We start from the raw sequence: 19225 nt of genomic DNA on the forward strand, positions 1-19225 counted from the left end.
CCCGCGAACCCCGAGCGCGGAGGCCCGGTCGGTCAGGCGCTCTCGTCGGCGCGTGCGCGGACCGCGTCCGCGAACGCCTCGCCCCGCTTGTTGTAGTTGGTGAACATGTCCATCGAGGCACAGGCCGGGGCCAGCAGTACCGTATCGCCCGGCCGGGCGAGCGCGGCCGCCCGCGCGACCGCTTCGGACATCGCCCCAGTGTCGGTCCGGTCCAGGTCGACCACCGGGACTTCGGGGGCGTGTCGCGTCAGGGCTTCGTGGATCAGCGCCCGGTCTGCGCCCATCAGTACGACTCCGCGCAGCCGCTTCGCCGCGCCGGTGACCAGCTCGTCGAAGGCGGCGCCCTTGGCGAGTCCGCCCGCGATCCAGACGATGGAGTCGTAGGCGGCGAGGGAGGCCTCGGTGGCGTGGGTGTTGGTGGCCTTGGAGTCGTCCACGTAGGCGACTTCGCCGATGTCCGCGATGTGTTCGATGCGGTGGGCGTCCGGCCGGAAGGCGCGCAGTCCGTCGCGGACGGCGGCCGGTTCCACGCCGAAGGCACGGGCGAGGGCGGCGGCGGCCAGCGCGTTGGCGATGTTGTGCGGGGCCGGCGGGTTGACGTCGGTGACCTCGGCCAGCTCCTGGGCCTGCTTCTGGCGGTTGGCGACGAACGCCCGGTCGACGAGGATGCCGTCGACCACGCCGAGCTGTGAGGGGCCGGGGGCGCCGAGGGTGAAGCCGATGGCCCGGCAGCCCTCCTCGACGTCGGCCTCACGGACCAGGTCCTCGGTGGCCGGTTCGGCGACGTTGTAGACGCAGGCCACCGTGTTGCCCTCGTAGACACGGCCCTTGTCGGCGGCGTACGCCTCCATCGAGCCGTGCCAGTCCAGGTGGTCCGGCGCCAGGTTGAGCACGGCGGCGGAGTGGGCGCGCAGGGAGGGCGCCCAGTGCAGCTGGTAGCTGGAGAGTTCGACGGCGAGGACGTCGTACTCGCTCTCGCCGAGCACCGCGTCCAGCAGCGATACGCCGATGTTGCCGACGGCCGCGGTGCGCAGGCCCGCGGCCTCAAGGATCGAGGCCAGCATCCGTACGGTGGTGGTCTTGCCGTTGGTGCCGGTGACCGCGAGCCAGGGCGCGGCCTTCCTGCCGTTCGTCCCGCGCAGCCGCCAGGCCAGTTCGACGTCGCCCCAGACCGGGACGCCCGCCTCGGCGGCAGCCAGGAAGAGCGGCTTGTCCGGCTGCCAGCCGGGGGCGGTGACGACGAGTTCCGTGGACGGCGGCAGGGTTGCGCCGTCGCCGAGGCGCACCGTGATGCCGTGCGCCCGAAGCTCGTCCGCCTGCGCGCGGGCGCGTTCGTCGTCGCCGTCGTTGACGACGGTGACGAGCGCGCCGCGCTCGTGCAGGGCGCGGGCCGCGGGGATACCGCTGACGCCGAGCCCGGCGACGGTGACGTGCTTGCCCTGCCAGTCCACGGTGCTGCTCACTTCTTGGCTGCCCATCCCGCGTAGAAGAGGCCGAGGCCGACGATCACGCACATGCCCTGGATGATCCAGAAGCGGACCACGACAAGGACTTCGGACCACCCCTTGAGTTCGAAGTGGTGCTGGAGCGGCGCCATCCGGAAGACCCGCTTGCCGGTCATCTTGAACGAACCGACCTGGATGACCACGGACATGGTGATCATCACGAAGAGGCCGCCGAGGATGGCGAGGAGGAACTCGGTGCGGGACAGGATCGCGAGACCCGCGAGCGCGCCGCCGAGGGCGAGCGAGCCGGTGTCGCCCATGAAGATCTTGGCGGGCGAGGTGTTCCACCACAGGAAGCCGAAGCAGGCGCCCATCAGGGCGGCGGCGACGACGGCGAGGTCGAGCGGGTCGCGTACCTCGTAGCAGGCGCTCGGGTTGGTCAGGTTGGCCGCGTTGGCGCAGGACTCCTGGAACTGCCAGAGGCCGATGAAGGTGTAGGCGCCGAAGACCATCACCGAGGCGCCGGTGGCCAGCCCGTCGAGGCCGTCGGTGAGGTTCACGCCGTTGGACATGGCGAGGATCATGAACAGCGCCCAGACGCAGAACAGCACCGGGCCGATCGACCAGCCGAAGTCCTCGACGAACGAGAGCCGGGTGGAGGCCGGGGTGTAGTTCATGGAGTTGGGGAACTGGAGCGAGAGCACCGCGAAGGCGATGCCGACGATCAGCTGTCCGGCCATCTTCGCCTTGGCCCGCAGACCGAGCGAACGCTGCTTGACGATCTTGATGTAGTCGTCGAGGAAGCCGACGACGCCCATCCCGGCCATGAGGAACAGCACGAGGACGCCGGAGTAGCGGATGTCCTCACCCGTGATGACCTTCGCGAGGAGGTACGCGATGATCGTCGCCAGGATGAAGGCGATGCCGCCCATCGTGGGCGTGCCCTTCTTGCTGCCGTGCGTGCGCGGGCCGTCGTCCCGGATGAACTGCCCGTATCCCTTGCGGGCCAGCAGCTTGATCAGCAGCGGAGTACCGACCAGGGTCAGGAAGAGCCCGATGGCCCCCGCGAAGAGGATCTGCCTCATCGGCCGGCGACCTCGCCCTCGGTCGCGTTCTCCAGCAGCGTCAGAGCGACCTTCTCCAGGCCGACCGACCGGGACGCCTTCACCAGCACGACGTCTCCCGGGCGCAGTTCACTGCGCAACAGGTCGACGGCCGCCTGTGCGTCGGACACGTGCACCGACTCCTCACCCCACGAACCCTCGTTATATGCGCCCAGTTGCAGCCAGGAGGCTTCTCTCCCCCCGACAGCGACGAGCTTGCTGACGTTGAGCCGGACGGCGAGCCGTCCGACCGCGTCGTGCTCGGAGAGCGACGCGTCACCGAGCTCGGCCATCTGACCGAGCACCGCCCAGGTGCGCCCCCCGTCGGCCCTTCGGGCCTGGCCCATGGCGGCCAGCGCACGCAGTGCGGCTCTCATGGATTCGGGGTTCGCGTTGTAGGCGTCGTTGACGACCGTCACACCGTCCCAGCGCTCGGTGACCTCCATGCGCCAGCGGGAGAGGGTGCCCGCCTCCGAGAGCGCCTCGGCGATCTCGGTCACGGACATGCCCAACTCATGGGCGACGGCGGCTGCGGCGAGCGCGTTCGACACGTGGTGCTCACCGTACAGGCGCATGGTCACGTCGCTGCACCCGGTGGGTGTGTGGAGCTCGAAGGCGGGCCGCCCGTCGGCGGTCATCCTGACCTTCTCGCCCCGTACGTCCGCTTCCGGGGCTTCCCCGAAGAGCAGGACGCGGGCCCGGGTGCGCGAGGCCATGGCGCGGACGAGCGGGTCGTCGGCGTTGAGCACGGCGCAGCCGTCCTCGGGCAGGACCTCGACCAGCTCGCCCTTGGCCCGGGCAATGGCCTCCCGGCTGCCGAACTCGCCGAGGTGGGCGGAGCCGACGTTGAGGACGAGGCCGATCCGGGGCGGCGTGAGTTCGGCCAGGTAGTGGATGTGGCCGATGCCGCGGGCGCCCATCTCCAGGACCAGGTGCTCGGTCTCGGCGGTGGCGGTGAGGGCGGTGACCGGCAGGCCGATCTCGTTGTTGAGGGAGCCGGGCGTCCAGACGGTCGGACCCTTGCGCTTCAGGAGCTGCGCGATCAGGTCCTTGGTGGACGTCTTGCCGGCGGATCCGGTGAGTCCGACGACGGTGGTGCCGAGGCGTTCCACGACGGCACGGGCGAGGGCTCCGAGCGCGCCGACGACGTCGTCCACGACGATCGCCGGAACGCCGACGGGACGGGCCGCCAGGACGGCCGCGGCACCCGCCTCGACGGCGCGCCGGGCGTAGTCGTGGCCGTCGACCCGGTCGCCGGCGAACGCGGCGAACAGGCTGCCGGGCGCGACCTCGCGGGAGTCGATGACGACGGGACCGGTCACGGTGACTGCCGGATCCGGTATGTCGTACGACTGCCCGCCGACGATTTCGGCGATCTCGGCGAGGGAAAGGGTGATCACTTGGTCATCCCTGACTGTTGTTCTCGTGGTGAGGGGCACGGTCCGCGGCGCCGGGGCGCGTCAGGGACCGCTCGATGGCTGCGTGCAGGACCTTGCGGTCGTCGAAGGGGCGTACCACCCCGTGGATGTCCTGGCCCTGTTCGTGCCCCTTGCCCGCGACGAGGACGGTGTCGCCCGGTTCGGCGCGGGCGACGGCGGCGGCGATGGCCGAGGCGCGGTCGGCGTCGATCAGCACGTCGCCGCGCTCGTGGACGGGGACTTCGGCGGCGCCGGAGAGCATCGCGGCGAGGATCGCGAGGGGGTCCTCGGAGCGGGGGTTGTCGGAGGTCAGTACGGCGGTGTCGGCGAGCCGGGCCGCCGCGGCGCCCATCGGGCCACGCTTGGTGGTGTCGCGGTCGCCGCCGCAGCCGAGGACGATGTGCACCCGGCCCTCGGTGACCTTGCGCAGGGAGCGCAGTACGGACTCGACGGCGTCGGTCTTGTGCGCGTAGTCGACGACGGCGAGGTAGGGCTGTCCGGCGTCCACCCGCTCCAGCCGGCCCGGGACCCCGGGGACGGCCGCGATGCCGTCGGCGGCGGTCTGCGGGTCGACGCCGGCGACGGCCAGCGTGACGATCGCGGCGAGGGTGTTGGCGACGTTGAACGGGCCGGGCAGCGGGGCGCGGGCGGTGATCCGCTCGCCCTTGGGCCCGACGGCGGTGAAGGTGCTGTCCTGCGGTCCGACCTCGACGTCCTCGGCGTGCCAGTCGGCGTCCGGATGGCCCTCGGCGGAGAAGCTGGTGACCGGCACCCCGGACTCGGTCAGGAGCCTGCGGCCGTACTCGTCGTCGAAGTTCACCACGCCGCGGTGGCTGCGCTCGGGGGTGAACAGCCGGGCCTTGGCCTGGAAGTAGTCCTCCATGCCGGAGTGGAACTCCATGTGCTCCGGGCTGAGGTTGTTGAAGACGGCGACGTCGAAGACGCAGCCGTCGACCCGGCCGAGCACCAGGGCGTGGCTGGAGACCTCCATCGCGACGGCCTCGACGCCGCGTTCGCGCATGACGGCGAACAGGGCCTGGAGGTCGGTGGCTTCGGGGGTGGTGCGCTCGGACTTGATGCGCTCGTCGCCGATCCGCATCTCGACGGTCCCGATCAGCCCGGTGGGGCGTCCGGCGGCGCGCAGTCCGCCCTCGACGAGGTACGCGGTGGTGGTCTTGCCGGAGGTTCCGGTGATGCCGAGCTGGAGGAGGCCGATGCCGGGCCGCCCGTAGATGTCGGCGGCCAGCTCGCCCATCACGGCGCGCGGGTTCTCGGTGACCAGGACCGGCAGGCCGGTGGCGGCGGCGCGTTCGGCGCCGGCGGGGTCGGTGAGGACGGCGGTGGCGCCGAGGCCCGCTGCCTGGGCCGCGAAGTCGGCGCCGTGGAAGCGGGCGCCGGGCAGGGCCGCGTACACGTCACCGGGGCGCACGGCCCGCGAGTCGTGCGTGATGCCGGTGACCTCACCGGACCCGGCCGCCTCGACGCCGAGCCGGCCGGCCAGCTCGCCGAGGGGGGTGGGCCGGAGCCGGTCCGGTCGGGGCGCTCCCGGGTAGGTCACAGGCGCGTCCTTCTGAGAGGTTTGGGACTGATCAGCGTGGGGCACGGCGGTGAGCGTACCGGGCCGGTGCGGGCTCTCGCGAAGCGAGGGACCCCGGTTGTGGCGGTTCTCGTTCCGGTTCCCGGGATCGGGGGTGATGGTTGTCACTGAGGGTTCCCTTGGAGGAGATGCTCGCGCATCCCCGTGTTCACTCGCCGGGCTTGAAGGACACCGGCAGCCGGGGCGGCTCGCTGCCGGACGGTGGGGTCTGGAGGGTCTTGAGCGCGAACTCCATGACCTGCTTGAAGATCGGGCCGCAGATCTGGCCGCCGAAGTAGCTGCCCTTGGTGGGGTTCTGAATCGCGCAGTAGACGGTGACCTGCGGGTTGTCGGCGGGGGCGAAGCCCGCGAAGGAGGCGGTGTAGCCCTTGTAGACACCGCGGACGGGGTCGACCCGGTTGGCGGTGCCGGTCTTGCCCGCGACCCGGTAGCCGGGGATGGCGGCCTTGGTGCCGGTTCCTTCCTCGTCGTCGACGACGGACTCCAGCATGGCCGCCAGGGTCTTGGCGGTCTTCTCGCTGACCACCCGGTTCTCCTCGGGGGCCTCGGCGGCGGTGAAGCGCCCGTCGGCGCCCTTGGCGCCGCGGACGAGGGTGGGGGCGATCCGTACGCCTCCGTTGGCGATGGTGGAGTAGACCGAGGCGGCCTGGACGGCGTTGAGCGAGAGGCCCTGGCCGAAGGGGATCGTGTACTGCTGCGAGGTCGACCAGTCCTTCGGGTGGGCCAGCAGGCCCGGCGACTCCCCGGGGTAGCCGAGCCCGGTCGTGGAGCCGAGGCCGAACTTGCGCAGGTAGGAGTAGAGGACCTGGTTGGACTCCGCCTGGGTCTTGCCGAGCTGACCGGTCGCCAGGATGGTGCCGATGTTGCTGGACTTGGCGAGGACCCCGTTGAGCGTGAGGTACCAGGTGGGGTGGTCGACGTCGTCCTTGAAGAGCCGGTCGCCTCGGTGCAGCCGGTTGGGGACGGTGACGTGGGTGCCGGGGGTTGCGGCCTTCTCCTCCAGTACGGCGGCCATGGACATGACCTTGCTGGTGGAGCCGGGTTCGTACACGTCCTGGAGGGCCGCGTTGCCGAGGGACGCCGAGGTGGCCTGGGAGAGGTCGTTGGGGTCGTAGCCGGGGGCGTTGGCCATGGCCAGCAGCTCGCCCGTCCGGGTGTTCTGCACGATGACGTAGCCGCGGTCGGCCTTGGACTTCGTGACCTGGTCGCTGATCGCCTTCTGCGCGGCCCACTGGATATCGCGGTCGATGGTCAGCTCGATGTCGGAGCCGGGCACGGCCGGGGTCTCGCTGCCGCCGGCGGTGGGGACCCGCCGGCCGCCGGACTGGGCGTAGCGGATCTTGCCGTCCTCGCCCGCGAGTTCCTTGTTCAGCTGCGATTCGAGACCACCGCCGCCCTTGCCGTTGTCGCTGACGAATCCCAGTATCCCGGCGGCGAGATCCCCGTTGGGGTAGACGCGCTTGGTGGTGGGCTCCTGGAGGACGCCGGCCAGGACGTTGGCTCCCGGGCCGCCCTTCAGCCTGTCCTCGGACGCCTTCTCGGCGAAGACGGACTTGAGGTCCTTGATCTGCTTCCAGACCTGGGGGGTCTGCCGGTAGGCGAGGACGGTGTAGCGGGACTTGGGCGCCGAGAGCTTCTTGACGAGCTCGTCGACGTCCTTGCCGAGGATCGGGGCGAGCAGGGCGGCGGCCTGCTGGGGCGCGTCGGGGGCCTTGCTGTCCTCGGGCGTGAACAGCTTCGGGTCGGCGGTGATGTTGTGCGCGTCCACGCTGGTGGCGAGCGCGACGCCCTTGCGGTCGGTGATCTCGCCGCGTTCGGCGGCGACCGTGTATTCCAGGTAGCGGTTCTTCTCGGCCTTGGCCGCGTACGCGCTGGCGTCGACGGCCTGGACCTGGAGCAGGCGGGCCACGAAGGCCAGCATGACCAGCGTCAGCCCGAGGCTGACGAGCCGCAGCCGGGGGCGGGGGCTGCCGAGGCGCAGGGAGCGCGGGGTGGAGCGCCCGGGGGCGGGCCGGGGGCGGCGGGCCGGTGGGCGCGCGCCGGGGCGGCCGGATCCGTTGGCCCCGTTACGGGGGCGGGCCGGTCCGGGTACGCGGCGGCGCGGCGGTTCCTTGGGCGGCACTGCGTCACCTGCCGGGGCTCGTCGGGGGCGGGCTGCTCTCAGCTGCGGGGTCGGTCGCGGGTACGGATCCGGAGGGCGCCGCGGAGGCTGAGGCCCCGGCTTCAGGGGCCTCGGGGTCCGGGGTGACCTCGGCCGGGGCTCCGGGGGTGGGGCTCGGGCTCGGCGACGGCGGGGCGGTGGCCTCGGTGGGGGCGCCGCGGACCGTGCCGTCCGGGTTCAGGAAGGCGGGGCTGCCGCCGGGGACCATGCCCAGCTCCCGGGCCCGGAGCTCCAGGGCGTCGGGCTGGGAGCGGCTGTCGACGTCGCGCTGGAGGGCCTGCTGCTCGTCGGTGTGCTCGGTGGTGTCCCGCTTCAGCTCGCTGAGCCTGAACGATCCTTCGTTGAGGGCGGAGTTCAGCAGGAGCAGGGTGATGAGACCGCCGCCCAGGAGCAGGACGACCAGCAGGACGAAGGGGGTGCGGGCCGCGGTGCTGGGCCCGGTGGACGGCATCAGCCGGGCGAGCCGTGCGGCCCGCCCCTTCAGCGGTGCGGCCGGTCTGCTCACCGCACGGCTCCCTCGGGGGGCGTCGCCGGACGGCGCCCGGCCCCGGTGGTCACCGCTCCTCCTCGCGGATGCGCTGGGCGCCGCGCAGCCGGGCGGGGGCGGCGCGCCGGTTCTCGGCGACCTCCTCCTCGGTGGGCAGCTCGGCGCCCCGGGTGAGCTGCTTCAGCCGGGGCTGGTAGCGCTCGGGGACGACGGGCAGTCCGGGGGGCGCGGTGTTGGCGGCGCCGGCCGCGAAGACCTGCTTGACCAGCCGGTCCTCCAGCGAGTGGTAGGACAGCACCGCGATGCGGCCGCCGACGGCGAGGCACTGGACGGCGGCCGGAATGGCCCGCTCCAGGACACTCAGCTCGCCGTTGACCTCGATGCGCAGGGCCTGGAAGGTCCGCTTGGCGGGGTTGCCGCCGGTGCGCTTGGCGGCCTGCGGCAGCGCGTCGCGGATCAGCTCGACGAGCCGGGCGCTGTTGCTGAACGGCTCCTTCTCGCGCTCACGCACGACGGCGGAGACGATCCTCTTGGCCTGCTTCTCCTCGCCGTACGCGCGCAGGATCCGGACCAGCTCACCGGGCGGGTAGGTGTTGAGCACCTCGGCTGCGCCCATGCCGGTGCTCTGGTCCATGCGCATGTCGAGCGGGGCGTCCTGGGCGTACGCGAACCCTCGGTCGGCCTCGTCCAGTTGCATCGAGGAGACGCCGAGGTCGAACAGCACGCCCTGGACCTTCGGGATCCCGAGCCGTTCGAGGACCTCGGGGAGCTCGTCGTAGACCGCGTGGACGAGGGTGGCCCGGTCACCGTAGGGAGCGAGCCGTTCGCCGGAGAGGCGGAGCGCCTCCTTGTCGCGGTCCAGGGCGATCAGCCGGGCGGTGGGGAAGGAGGCGAGCAGGGCCTCGCTGTGACCGCCGAGGCCGAGGGTGCAGTCGACGACCACGGGCTCCGGGTGGGCCGGGTCCCGCAGAGCCGGGGCCAACAGGTCCAGACACCTCTGGAGCATCACCGGGACGTGTCGGGTCTGGCTCAATGCGCCCTCTCAGGCTCTGTCCCGCGCGGCCGGCACGTACGTCCTGGTCCCCGCCCGCTCTGAAGGGGAGGTCCGCCGACGCCCGGGAAGAGGCGTCGGCCGACCGAGAGCGGGAGAGGGCCGGGTCGCACGTACGCCGCACATCACGGGGGAAATACGGAATGTGCAGGAGGTGCAGGGGGTGGGACGGGGCAGTGGGTACGGAGGTGGGTGGTGACTTCGCGTTACTTTAGTCCACTCTGCCATTCGATCGATGCGCGATCAACGAACCGCGCAGCGCGTCGCTCCACCCGTACGGATGCGGTGAACTCACTCGAACAGGCGCATCCCCGGGCCCTGTGGATTAGCTCACAACAAGTCTTGTTGACGTTCTTTGTCCGCTCTCACAGCACGCCCGGTCCAGGTGGGAAGGCTAACGTCGTATCCATGTCGACTTCCGCTCACCCCTCCGCCCAGTCCGTGACGCCCACCGCTGCGGCGGTCCGCGAGGGGGGCCGGGTCACCGACCGGCTCGTCGAGCTGAACGCCGGGTACGCGAAGGAGTTCAGCGATCCGGGCATGGACGCGCGTCCTGTTCTCCAGGTGGCCGTGGTGGCCTGCATGGACGCCCGTCTCGACCTGCACGCCGCGCTAGGCCTGGACCTCGGTGACTGCCACACCATCCGCAACGCGGGCGGTGTGGTCACCGACGACGTGATCCGCTCGCTGACCATCAGCCAGCGGGCGCTCGGCACCCGCAGCGTGATCCTCATCCACCACACCAACTGCGGCCTGGAGTCCCTCACCGAGGACTTCCGGCAGGAGCTGGAGCGCGAAGTGGGCCAGCGCCCGGTCTGGGCCGTGGAGGCCTACACGGACGCCGACCAGGACGTACGCCAGTCGATGCAGCGGGTGCGCACGTCTCCGTTCCTGCTGCACACCGACGACGTGCGCGGGTTCGTCTTCGACGTGACCACCGGTCTGCTGCGCGAGATCCACTCCGTTTCCTGAACGCGTTCCGCGCGCTTTCCGGCCTTCTGCCGCACCTCACGCACCCATCACCAGGTCTCGCGATGCCGAAATCGTGACAGAAGCTGACTTTTCACACCCACTTATCCACAGGCGAGTGACACGAAGCGGTGGCGGCAACAAGAATGCGGGTGTGACGTCCCCGGGCCTTCCGGAGGAGTGTCCGATTTTTCGGGGTGGGCCGCGCGGGTACGCGCGACGGCCCCTGCACAAAAGGGCCGAGGAGGGCCGGGTGACGACCTATGACGATCGAGCGAGCCTCACGGATCTGACCACCACAGCAGAGCGGGTGCGCAGGTCGGTGGAGGGGGTGATCGAGGGCAAGCCCGAGGTCGTACGGCTTTCGCTGACCGTGCTGCTCGCCGAGGGGCATCTCCTCATCGAGGACGTTCCCGGTGTCGGCAAGACCATGCTGGCCAAGGCGCTGGCGCGGTCCATCGACTGTTCGGTGCGGCGGATCCAGTTCACACCGGACCTGCTGCCCTCGGACATCACCGGCGTGTCGATCTTCGACCAGCAGCGGCGGGACTTCGAGTTCAAGCCGGGTGCGATCTTCGCCCAGATCGTGATCGGCGACGAGATCAACCGCGCCTCGCCGAAGACGCAGTCGGCGCTGCTGGAGTCGATGGAGGAGCGCCAGGTCACCATCGACGGGCACACCTACGCGCTGCCCGACCCGTTCATGGTCGTGGCCACCCAGAACCCGGTCGAGATGGAGGGCACCTACCCGCTGCCCGAGGCCCAGCGCGACCGGTTCATGGCCCGGGTCTCCATCGGCTACCCCAGCCCGGAGGCCGAGCTCCAGATGCTCGGCGTGCACGGTGGGCTCTCCCCGCTGGACGACCTCCAGCCGGTGGCCCACGCCCACGACATCGTGAAGCTGATCGACGCCGTCCGTACGGTGCATGTCGCCGACGCCGTGCGGCGCTACGCCGTGGAGCTCGTCGGGGCCACCCGCAGCCACCCCGACCTCCGGCTCGGCGCCTCCCCGCGCGCGACGCTGCACCTGCTGCGCGCCGCGAAGGCGTCCGCCGCTCTCAGCGGGCGCGACTACGCCCTGCCCGACGATGTCCAGGCGCTCGCCACGCCGGTGCTCGCGCACCGGCTGCTGCCCACCGCCCAGGCCCAGCTGAACCGCCGCACGGCGGAGCAGGTGGTCCTGGAGATCATCCAGCGCACCCCCGTGCCGACCTCGGCCGGCGGCACCGCGCCGCCCGCGCCCGGCGGGCAGGAGCCGGGCCACCCGCTGTACGGCCGGCAGCACGGCGCCCGGCGGCTGTGATGGCGGCCGGCGAGCCCGGCGCCGTGGAGGACGGCGACAGGAAGGGCGGCGCACGGGCGGCCCTGGGCGGACTGACCACCCGGGGACGCTCGTTCCTGGCCGCCGGACTTGCCGCCGCCGTCTGCGCGTACGTCCTGGGCCAGGGCGATCTGCTGCGGGTCGGGCTGCTGCTGGCCGTGCTGCCCCTGGTCTGTGTCACGGCGCTCTACCGCACCCGCTACCGGGTGACGGGCACCCGGCGGCTCTCGCCGTCCCGGGTGCCCGCGGGCGCGGAGGCCCGGGTGCACCTGCGGATGGAGAACGTCTCGCGGCTGCCCACCGGTCTGCTGATGCTCCAGGACCGCGTTCCGTACGTGCTGGGCCCGCGTCCCCGCTTCGTCCTGGACCGGGTGGAGGCGGGCGGCAGGCGCGAGGTGTCCTACCGGGTCCGTTCCGACCTGCGCGGCCGCTATCCGCTGGGCCCGTTGCAGCTGCGGCTCAGCGACCCGTTCGGGATGTGCGAGCTGACCCGCTCCTTCAGCGCGTACGACACCCTCGTCGTCATCCCGCACACGGTGCCGCTGCCCGCGTTGCGGCTGGCGGGCGAGGCCTCCGGGTACGGCGACGGGCGGCAGCGATCGCTCGCCCTCGCCGGTGAGGACGACATCATTCCGCGCGGCTACCGGCACGGCGACGACCTGCGCCGGGTCCACTGGCGCTCCACCGCACGCCACGGCGAGCTGATGGTGCGCCGGGAGGAACAGCCGCAGCGCGCCAGGTGCACGGTCCTGCTGGACACCCGGCAGGTCGGCTACCAGGGCGCCGGGCCCGACTCGGCGTTCGAGTGGGCGGTCTCGGGGGCGGCCTCCGCGCTCGTGCACATGCTGGAGCGCGGCTTCGCCGTACGCCTGCTCACCGACGACGGGAACGCGGTGCCCGGCGAGGGGTCCGGCGGTTTCGCGGGCTCGACCCAGGAGTCCGCCGACTCGGCCGGACTGATGCTCGACACGCTCGCGGTGGTCGGCCATTCCGACGGCGGGGGCCTCTCCCGCGCCCATGACGTGCTGCGCGGCGGCAACGAAGGGCTGCTCATCGCCTTCTTCGGCGATCTGGACGAGGAACAGGCCGCGGTCGCGGCCCGGATGCGGCAGCGTGCCGGCGCGGGGGTCGCCTTCGTCCTGGACAGCGCCGCCTGGGCCGGCGACGAGGCCGGGGCCGGGCGGGCCGAGGAGCGGCTGCGGCGGCTGCGCGAGTCGGGCTGGATCGCGGTGCCCGTGCAGCCGGGGGCCGAGCTGCCCGCTGTGTGGCAGCTGGCGGACCGGACGCACACGGATGGTTCCTCCGCCCCGAGCGGCGGCACGACAGGTTTCGCGGGGGGATGGTCATGAGCGGGCGGGCCAGGCTGGCGCTGTGCGCCTATGCGGCGACACTGCTGGCGGCGGGGGCGCTGATCCCGCTGGTGGAAGGGGTCGGCTGGCTGGTGCAGGCGGCGGTGCTGCTCGGCGTCCAGAGCGGGGTGGGCGCCCTGGCGCGCCGGATGCCGTCGGCACGGACGCTGACCGTCGCCGTCCAGACGCTGGTCACCCTGCTGCTGCTGACGCTGGTGTTCGCCCGGGACCACGCCCTGTTCGGGGTGCTGCCCGGACCGGCGGCCGTCATGCGGCTCGGCGAGCTGCTGGTGGCGGGCGGGGAGGACGTCGGCACGTACGCCACCCCGGCCCCGATGACCGACGGCATCACGCTGATGGTGGTCGGCGGGGTGGTCCTGATCGGTCTCGCGGTGGACGCCCTGGCGGTGACCTTCCGCAGCGCGGCCCCGGCCGGACTGCCGCTGCTCGCCCTGTATTCGGTCGCGGCCGGTCTCTCCGACGGCGGAGCGAGCTGGGTGTGGTTCCTGCTGGCCGCCTCCGGTTATCTGCTGCTCCTGCTGGCGGAGGGCCGGGACCGGCTCTCCCAGTGGGGCCGCGTCTTCGGCGGCGCCGCACGGAACGCGGGCGGCCCGGCCGACGGGCAGGCCGGTGCGAGCGGCGGCTCCTCCCCGGTCCGCACCGGGCGGCGGATCGGCGTGCTGACGCTCGGCATCGCCCTGGTGGCCCCGCTGGCCCTGCCCACCCTCGACAGCGGTCTGCTGGGCGGCAGTGGTCCGGGGAACGGCAGGGGCAGCGGCGGCGGCACCATCTCCGCGGTGAATCCGCTGGTGTCGCTCCAGAACAACCTCAACCAGCCGGACGACCGGGAGGTGATGACGTACCGCAGCAACATCGAGGACCCGCAGGGCCTCTATCTCCGGATCCTGGCCCTGGACGAGTTCAACGGCAGCGAGTGGCGTTCCTCCACGCGCCGGCTGACGGACGTTCCCGACCGTCTCCCGCAGCCCACCGGGCTGGGCAGGGATGTCGCCGTCACCGAGGTCCGGACGAACATCTCCGCCTCGCGCTCCTACCAGCAGACCTATCTGCCGCTCCCCTACCCGGCGAGCGAGGTCCGCGTCGACGGCCGCTGGCGGTACGAGCCCGAGGGCCGCACCCTGGTCGGCGACGACGGGCAGACCACACGCGGCGCGCAGTACGAGGTCAGCAGCCTGGTCATCGAGCCCACGGCGGAGCAGCTCGCGGCCGCGGGTCCGCCGCCGGAGAAGCTGGTCCGCGAGTACACGCAGGTCCCCGGCTCGCTGCCGGGTGTGGTCGCCGAGACCGCCGAGCAGGTCACCGAAGGCTCGTCCAACGCCTACGAGCAGGCCGTGAAGCTCCAGGACTGGTTCGCTTCCGACGGCGGTTTCACGTACGACACGACGGTCACCTCGGGGACCGGGTCGTCCGCCATCGCGCGGTTCCTCCGTGACAAGGAGGGCTTCTGCGTCCACTTCTCGTTCTCGATGGCCGCGATGGCCCGGACACTGGGCATTCCGGCCCGGGTCGCGGTGGGCTTCACGCCGGGCACCCTGAAGTCGAACGGGGCGATCTCGGTCGGGCTGCGCGACGCGCACGCCTGGCCCGAGCTGTATTTCGAGGGGGTCGGGTGGACCCGCTTCGAGCCCACCCCGAGCCGGGGCAGCGCTCCTTCGTACACCCGGCCCGAGGTCCCCGCGGACAGCGGGAGCGACGTGGCCCAGCCCTCCCCGGACACCTCGGCCGCACCGTCCGCCGCCCCCTCCGCCGAGAACAGCTGCCCGCCGCAGTTGCGCCAGGAAGGCGGGTGCGGGCCCTCGCAGGAGCCGGGAGCGACGCTGCCGGCCGACCGGGGCACCCCGGCCGGGACGGTGCTGCTGGTGATCCTCGCGGCGGTCCTGGTGCTGGTGGTGCCCTTGTCACCGCTGCTGTGGCGGACCCGGACGAGGAACCGCCGACTGGGCTCCACGGGCCGGACGCCCGCGGACGCCGCCGCGCGGACTTCGGCGGCCTGGCGGGAGATCACCGATACGGCCTGGGACCACGGCATCGGGCCGGACGAGTCGCTGACGCCCCGGAAGACGGCGGCCAGAATCGTGCGGCTGGGCCGGCTCGACATCACCGCGGCCGAGGCCGTGCACCGGATCGCGGGCTCGGTGGAGCAGGTGCTGTACGCCCCCGAGCCGCGCCCCGCGGCCGGACTGGCCGAGGACGCGCTGGCGGTACGGGCAGGTCTGCGGGCATCGGCAGGCCGCGGCACCCGGCTGCGGGCAACGCTTCTGCCCCGCTCGTCCGTCCGGGTGGTGTGGGCCGCCGCTGACCGTCGGACAGCGCTCGCGGAGCGCTGGGCGGCCCGTCCGGGAGCCGGTCGATGGACGGTCCGGCTGCGCCGGCTCACGCGCCGGCACGGCTGAGGCGGGCGGCGGGCGCCGCACGAGGGGCCGGGCGGAGGCAGGCACCGCACGAGGGGCCTGCCTTCTCCCGACGGGAGACGCGCACATGGGTGAGGGGCGGCCGCAGAAATGCGGCCGCCCCTCACCCATCGGTGTCATATGTCGTGTCTTCGCACGGCCCGATGAGATCGCGCCGTCCCTCAGCCCCGTGAGGAAGAACAGGGCCGAGGCGTTCTACTGGCCCTGTTCGTCGCGGCGGCGCTGCCACCGCTGTTCGATGCGGTTCATCATCGACCGGCGTTGCCTCGGTCGGCGGCGTGCACCGCTGTCCCCGCTGTCCGCGGCGGCCGGCTGTTGTTCACCGGGCTTGGGCGCCTTGCGCCATCCGGTGACCGCGAGCACGGCACAGCCGAGCATGACGAGGAACCCCACCACGCTGATCCAGATCTGCTGGGCGACCATTCCGGCCATGAGGAGCGCGATACCCACCAGGAAGCCAGCGACCGCCTGGTAGACCCTTTTCCGGGTATACGTACGCAGTCCGCTTCCCTCGAGCGCTGTCGCGAACTTGGGATCTTCGGCGTACAGCGCTCGCTCCATCTGCTCGAGCATGCGCTGCTCGTGCTCCGAGAGCGGCACGGGATCCTCCTCGTCGTCGGCCGCGGGGGCGACCGGTATGCGGCCCTTCCAGGATAGGCGGGGATTCGCCCCCGTGAAACCCGCCCTCTAGCGTTCAGCCAGTCCGGACCGCTGTGTCGGCTCGGCTGCTGAGGCGTAGATTCCCCGACGACCGATCCGCCATGCCGGATGGTGTCACCCGATCATACGGGGCGTACGCCCCGTACGGGGGTCCTGAGTCCCACTCCGTCCGCAGCTGCGTTGCTGATCAGCGGCGCTTCTCGCCCAGAACGTGCAGCTGGGTGGCGACGGATCGGAACGCGGGCTGCTCGGCGACGGCCGCTTCCAGCTTGAGGAGCGCCTCCACGGCACCGGGCTCGGTGTCCACCAGGACGCCCGGCACCAGGTCCGCGAAGACCCGGACGCCGTGCACCGCGGCGATCTCCAGACCGGCATCGGAGACCAGGTCGGAGAGCTGCTCGGCGGTGAACCTGCGGGGCACCGGGTCGCCCTCGCCCCAGCGGCCCGCCGGGTCGGTGAGCGCCTGCCGGGCCTCGGTGAAGTGTCCGGCGAGCGCGCGGGCCAGGACGGCTCCGCCCAGCCCGGCGGCCAGCAGGCTGAGCGTGCCGGAGGGACGCAGCGCCTCGACCGCGTTGCGCACGCCCTCGGCGGGCTCGTCGACGTACTCCAGGACGCCGTGGCAGAGCACCGCGTCGAAGCCGTCGCGCTCCACGACGTCGAACAGCCCGAGGATGTCGCCCTGGACTCCCCGGACCCGGTCGGCGACCCCGGCCTCCGCCGCGCGGCGCTCCAGCGCGAAGAGCGCGTTGGGGCTGGGGTCGACGACGGTGACCCGGTGACCGAGCCGGGCCGCGGGCACGGCGAAGTTACCGGTGCCGCCGCCGGTGTCCAGAACATCCAGGCCGTCCCTGCCGGTCGCCTTGACCTGACGGTCCAGAGCGTCCTTGAGGACCTCCCAGACCACGGCGGTACGGAGGGAAGCGCGGGGGCGCAGCTGGTCCGACACGGCAGATGACTCCTCGGCACGGTGCCGCCGGGGACGGCGGAGCGTGAACAGTGCGGGTGGTGATGCGAGCGGTCACCACCCTATTGCCTCGTCCCTGGGTCACCCGCCGCCCGGACGCTCCGGGCGTGGTTGCGGAAGCACCGGCTGGAGCACCAGCAGCCGTTCCACCAGGCGCAGGAACATGGCCGCGTCGCGCAGCAGGTCGTCGGCGTCCCGCCCGCCGGCGGCTCCCGGCATACCGGCCTCCGCTCGGGCCCGGCGCAGGGCGCCGGAGGCGAAGAGGGCGCTCCATTCGGTCAGTTCCGGTGCTATCTCCGGGAGGACCTCCCAGGCGCTGCGGATGCGCTCGCGGCGGCGCTTGTTCGTCTCGGGGCGGCCGCGGGCGGCCAGCACGGCCGCCGCGGTGCGCAGGGCGGCGAGGTGGGCGGTGGCGTACCGCTCGTTCGGCTCGTTGAGCACGGCGGCCTCATCGAGGCCGGAGCGGGCCTTGGCGAGCAGTTCGAGAGCGGCGGGCGGCGCCGTGCTGCGGCGTGGCACGGGGTGGACATCGCCGGCCGGACCGGTCAGTGAGGGGGCAGGGCTGCCTGCGCGGCGCCGTGGGGCGGCGGCTGCGGACGAGCGGACCATGACGAACCTCCTGTCGTCGTGTGACGGCTCGTGGCCGTCTGTGTCCATGGTGGCGGGCACCACTGACAATCACCCCGGGCGCGGGCCCGACCTGCTGGTCTCGTGTGTGATCGGTCCTGGTGAGCTGGGGCTCGGCGGCCTCGCCCACATCAAGAACCAGCAGGCCGGCGGCCGCCCTCACCTCCGCGATCACGCACCGGAGCGTCCTACCGGTCTGATCCCGGGTCGATTCGGGTCAGCACCAGGCCGGCCAGCTCCTGCGGGCTCAGTTCGCCGTCCAGGAACACCGTGTCGCTGGGCAGGGTGTCGGCCGCGGCCACGCACGGCCCGATCCTGTCCTTGCACCAGCGCCGGATCCGCTGCTCTCGTTCGGGGTCGTCCGGGGCGTGGTTCCGGCCGTCGATCCGCTTCTCCAGGACCTCTCGGGAGACTTTGAGGAAGAAGTGGTGAATGTCGATACCCGCGCCCTTCAGCGCGCCGAAGATCTCACCGACGTGTCCGGGGTCGACCAAGGTCATGGGGACCAGAACAGGGCGGCGGTACTCCTCGATCAGTCCCACCGCCAGGTTGGCGACCTGCCGTCGCCACAGTGGCAGATCCTGGAAATCGCCGGTCGGGACCTCCACGATCTCCCGCAGCACATAGCCGACCATCTCCGGGTCATAGACCAGCGCCTCGGGCCAGCGCGGACGCAACTCGTCCACGAGCGTGCTCTTCCCGCTGCCGAACGCCCCGTTCACCCATACGATCAACGCGATCCTCCCCCTCCCCGTTACCAGGCCCGCGCGTCGGGCCCGGCATGTCGGATCAGCATGCCGCGCGGCCTGGTTGGGGCCGGACTCCCATGCCGGATCATGCCCGGGAGGCTGCCCCGGAGACAGCCGACAGCCGGGTCACTGGACCTCACTCCTGCTCGTCGGAGCTGTCCAGACCATCGCCAACGCGAAGCCGAGATCGTCGAACCGGGCCCCGGGGAAGACGCTGCCGTAGAGCTCGCGGAACTGTTCGCGCGACAGGTAGTGGTCGCTGAGCAGGTGCGCCAGCCACGGCCGACTGTGCCAGAAGCGCAGCTGGAACCACGCGTCGCGAAGCCCCACGCGTCGGATCTCAGCGGGGAAGCTCCACACCGCGGGCCAGGTGTACGCCTTGCGCGGCGGCGTCGGATACAGATCACACACGTTGTCGATCAGCGCGACGGTGCCGCCGGGCCGCGCGAGGCTCTTCAGGTGCTCCAGGCCGGCGCGGTAGTCCTCCAGGTGGTGCAGCATCGTGTGGCTGTAGACCAGGTCGTAGCCGCCGTCGTCTTCCAGGTCGAACAGGTCCTTCAGCAGGTAGCGCACGTGGGGCCGTGTCCGCTTGGCCTTGGCGATCCCGATCAGGGGAGCACTCAGGTCCAGGCCGACGACTTCCTCGAAGCCGTCCGCCAAGGCCTCGACCGCGTGCCCCGAACCGCAGCCGGCGTCCAGCGCACGCTTGCCCTTCAAGCCCAGCCCGAGCAGCCAGGCGGTGTTCTGCCCCGGGAGAAGACTCACGAAGCGGTCGTAGTCGGGGGCGAACCGGTCGAAGGACCGGGGATCAGCTGTCCGCGTCATACCTCTCCCGTACCCGGCATGGCCTCCTGAGCGCAGGGGATCGACCGAACCCCCGCCAAATCGGATG

At 72.0% G+C, this 19225-nt stretch carries 16 protein-coding genes; 4 read left to right on the forward strand and 12 right to left on the reverse strand.

Features of this window, described 5'->3' with window-relative positions; all coding sequences use genetic code 11:
• Nucleotides 1-32: 32 nt before the first annotated feature.
• From murD to rsmH, 7 genes are read right to left on the reverse strand one after another with little or no spacing between them, the layout of a single operon-like run.
• Nucleotides 33-1478, reverse strand: a complete 1446-nt coding sequence (gene murD / locus ACGF2Y_RS27710) for a UDP-N-acetylmuramoyl-L-alanine--D-glutamate ligase (protein ID WP_392952789.1) — start codon at nt 1476-1478, stop codon at nt 33-35.
• The gene (mraY, locus tag ACGF2Y_RS27715) at nt 1460-2530 is read right to left on the reverse strand and encodes a phospho-N-acetylmuramoyl-pentapeptide-transferase (RefSeq protein WP_392952791.1); all 1071 of its coding nucleotides are present in this window, start codon (nt 2528-2530) and stop codon (nt 1460-1462) included. The genes murD and mraY overlap by 19 nt, the downstream gene beginning before the upstream one ends.
• On the reverse strand, nt 2527-3948 hold the full coding sequence (gene murF / locus ACGF2Y_RS27720) for a UDP-N-acetylmuramoyl-tripeptide--D-alanyl-D-alanine ligase (RefSeq protein WP_392952793.1): 1422 nt from the start codon (nt 3946-3948) through the stop codon (nt 2527-2529). The genes mraY and murF overlap by 4 nt, the downstream gene beginning before the upstream one ends.
• Before the next feature lie 4 nt (nt 3949-3952).
• Entirely contained in the window at nt 3953-5671 is a 1719-nt protein-coding gene (locus ACGF2Y_RS27725; RefSeq protein ID WP_392952795.1) for a UDP-N-acetylmuramoyl-L-alanyl-D-glutamate--2,6-diaminopimelate ligase, read from the reverse strand.
• A gap of 40 nt (nt 5672-5711) precedes the next feature.
• Nucleotides 5712-7685 carry a peptidoglycan D,D-transpeptidase FtsI family protein gene (locus ACGF2Y_RS27730; RefSeq protein WP_392952797.1) on the reverse strand — a complete coding sequence of 658 codons (1974 nt, stop codon included), beginning with the start codon at nt 7683-7685 and terminating at the stop codon, nt 5712-5714.
• Nucleotides 7686-7689: 4 nt separating this feature from the next.
• Nucleotides 7690-8229: a septum formation initiator gene (locus ACGF2Y_RS27735; protein ID WP_392952800.1), complete on the reverse strand. Its 540-nt coding sequence runs from the start codon at nt 8227-8229 to the stop codon at nt 7690-7692.
• A gap of 49 nt (nt 8230-8278) precedes the next feature.
• Nucleotides 8279-9244 carry a 16S rRNA (cytosine(1402)-N(4))-methyltransferase RsmH gene (gene rsmH / locus ACGF2Y_RS27740; RefSeq protein WP_392952803.1) on the reverse strand — a complete coding sequence of 322 codons (966 nt, stop codon included), beginning with the start codon at nt 9242-9244 and terminating at the stop codon, nt 8279-8281.
• Between the two features lie 426 nt (nt 9245-9670).
• Here rsmH and ACGF2Y_RS27745 point away from each other — a divergent pair, with 426 nt between their 5' ends.
• The 4 genes from ACGF2Y_RS27745 to ACGF2Y_RS27760 all read left to right on the forward strand — a co-directional run bounded on the left by ACGF2Y_RS27745 (nt 9671) and on the right by ACGF2Y_RS27760 (nt 15315).
• The gene (locus ACGF2Y_RS27745) at nt 9671-10234 is read left to right on the forward strand and encodes a beta-class carbonic anhydrase (protein ID WP_392952806.1); all 564 of its coding nucleotides are present in this window, start codon (nt 9671-9673) and stop codon (nt 10232-10234) included.
• Nucleotides 10235-10484: 250 nt separating this feature from the next.
• A complete protein-coding gene (locus ACGF2Y_RS27750; RefSeq protein WP_392952809.1) occupies nt 10485-11534 on the forward strand; it encodes an AAA family ATPase in 1050 nt (349 codons plus the stop codon).
• The gene (locus ACGF2Y_RS27755) at nt 11534-12901 is read left to right on the forward strand and encodes a DUF58 domain-containing protein (protein WP_392952811.1); all 1368 of its coding nucleotides are present in this window, start codon (nt 11534-11536) and stop codon (nt 12899-12901) included. The genes ACGF2Y_RS27750 and ACGF2Y_RS27755 overlap by 1 nt, the downstream gene beginning before the upstream one ends.
• A complete protein-coding gene (locus tag ACGF2Y_RS27760; RefSeq protein ID WP_392952814.1) occupies nt 12898-15315 on the forward strand; it encodes a DUF3488 and DUF4129 domain-containing transglutaminase family protein in 2418 nt (805 codons plus the stop codon). The genes ACGF2Y_RS27755 and ACGF2Y_RS27760 overlap by 4 nt, the downstream gene beginning before the upstream one ends.
• 213 nt (nt 15316-15528) lie before the next feature.
• Here the strand turns inward: ACGF2Y_RS27760 and ACGF2Y_RS27765 are convergent, their stop codons facing one another.
• From ACGF2Y_RS27765 to ACGF2Y_RS27785, 5 genes are all read right to left on the reverse strand, one after another.
• The gene (locus ACGF2Y_RS27765) at nt 15529-15933 is read right to left on the reverse strand and encodes a DUF3040 domain-containing protein (protein ID WP_030586502.1); all 405 of its coding nucleotides are present in this window, start codon (nt 15931-15933) and stop codon (nt 15529-15531) included.
• Between the two features lie 247 nt (nt 15934-16180).
• Nucleotides 16181-16939, reverse strand: a complete 759-nt coding sequence (locus ACGF2Y_RS27770) for a methyltransferase (protein WP_392952817.1) — start codon at nt 16937-16939, stop codon at nt 16181-16183.
• 99 nt (nt 16940-17038) lie between these two features.
• Nucleotides 17039-17566, reverse strand: coding sequence for an SAV_6107 family HEPN domain-containing protein (locus ACGF2Y_RS27775; RefSeq protein ID WP_392952965.1), 528 nt, complete (start codon nt 17564-17566; stop codon nt 17039-17041).
• Between the two features lie 206 nt (nt 17567-17772).
• Complete coding sequence (locus ACGF2Y_RS27780) at nt 17773-18318, reverse strand: AAA family ATPase (RefSeq protein WP_392952819.1); 546 nt, start codon at nt 18316-18318, stop codon at nt 17773-17775.
• 141 nt (nt 18319-18459) lie between these two features.
• Complete coding sequence (locus tag ACGF2Y_RS27785) at nt 18460-19158, reverse strand: class I SAM-dependent methyltransferase (RefSeq protein WP_392952822.1); 699 nt, start codon at nt 19156-19158, stop codon at nt 18460-18462.
• Nucleotides 19159-19225: the final 67 nt, after the last annotated feature.

Source organism: Streptomyces sp. NPDC048142 (genome assembly GCF_043202835.1).
In the GTDB taxonomy this organism is placed as follows: Bacteria; Actinomycetota; Actinomycetes; order Streptomycetales; family Streptomycetaceae; genus Streptomyces.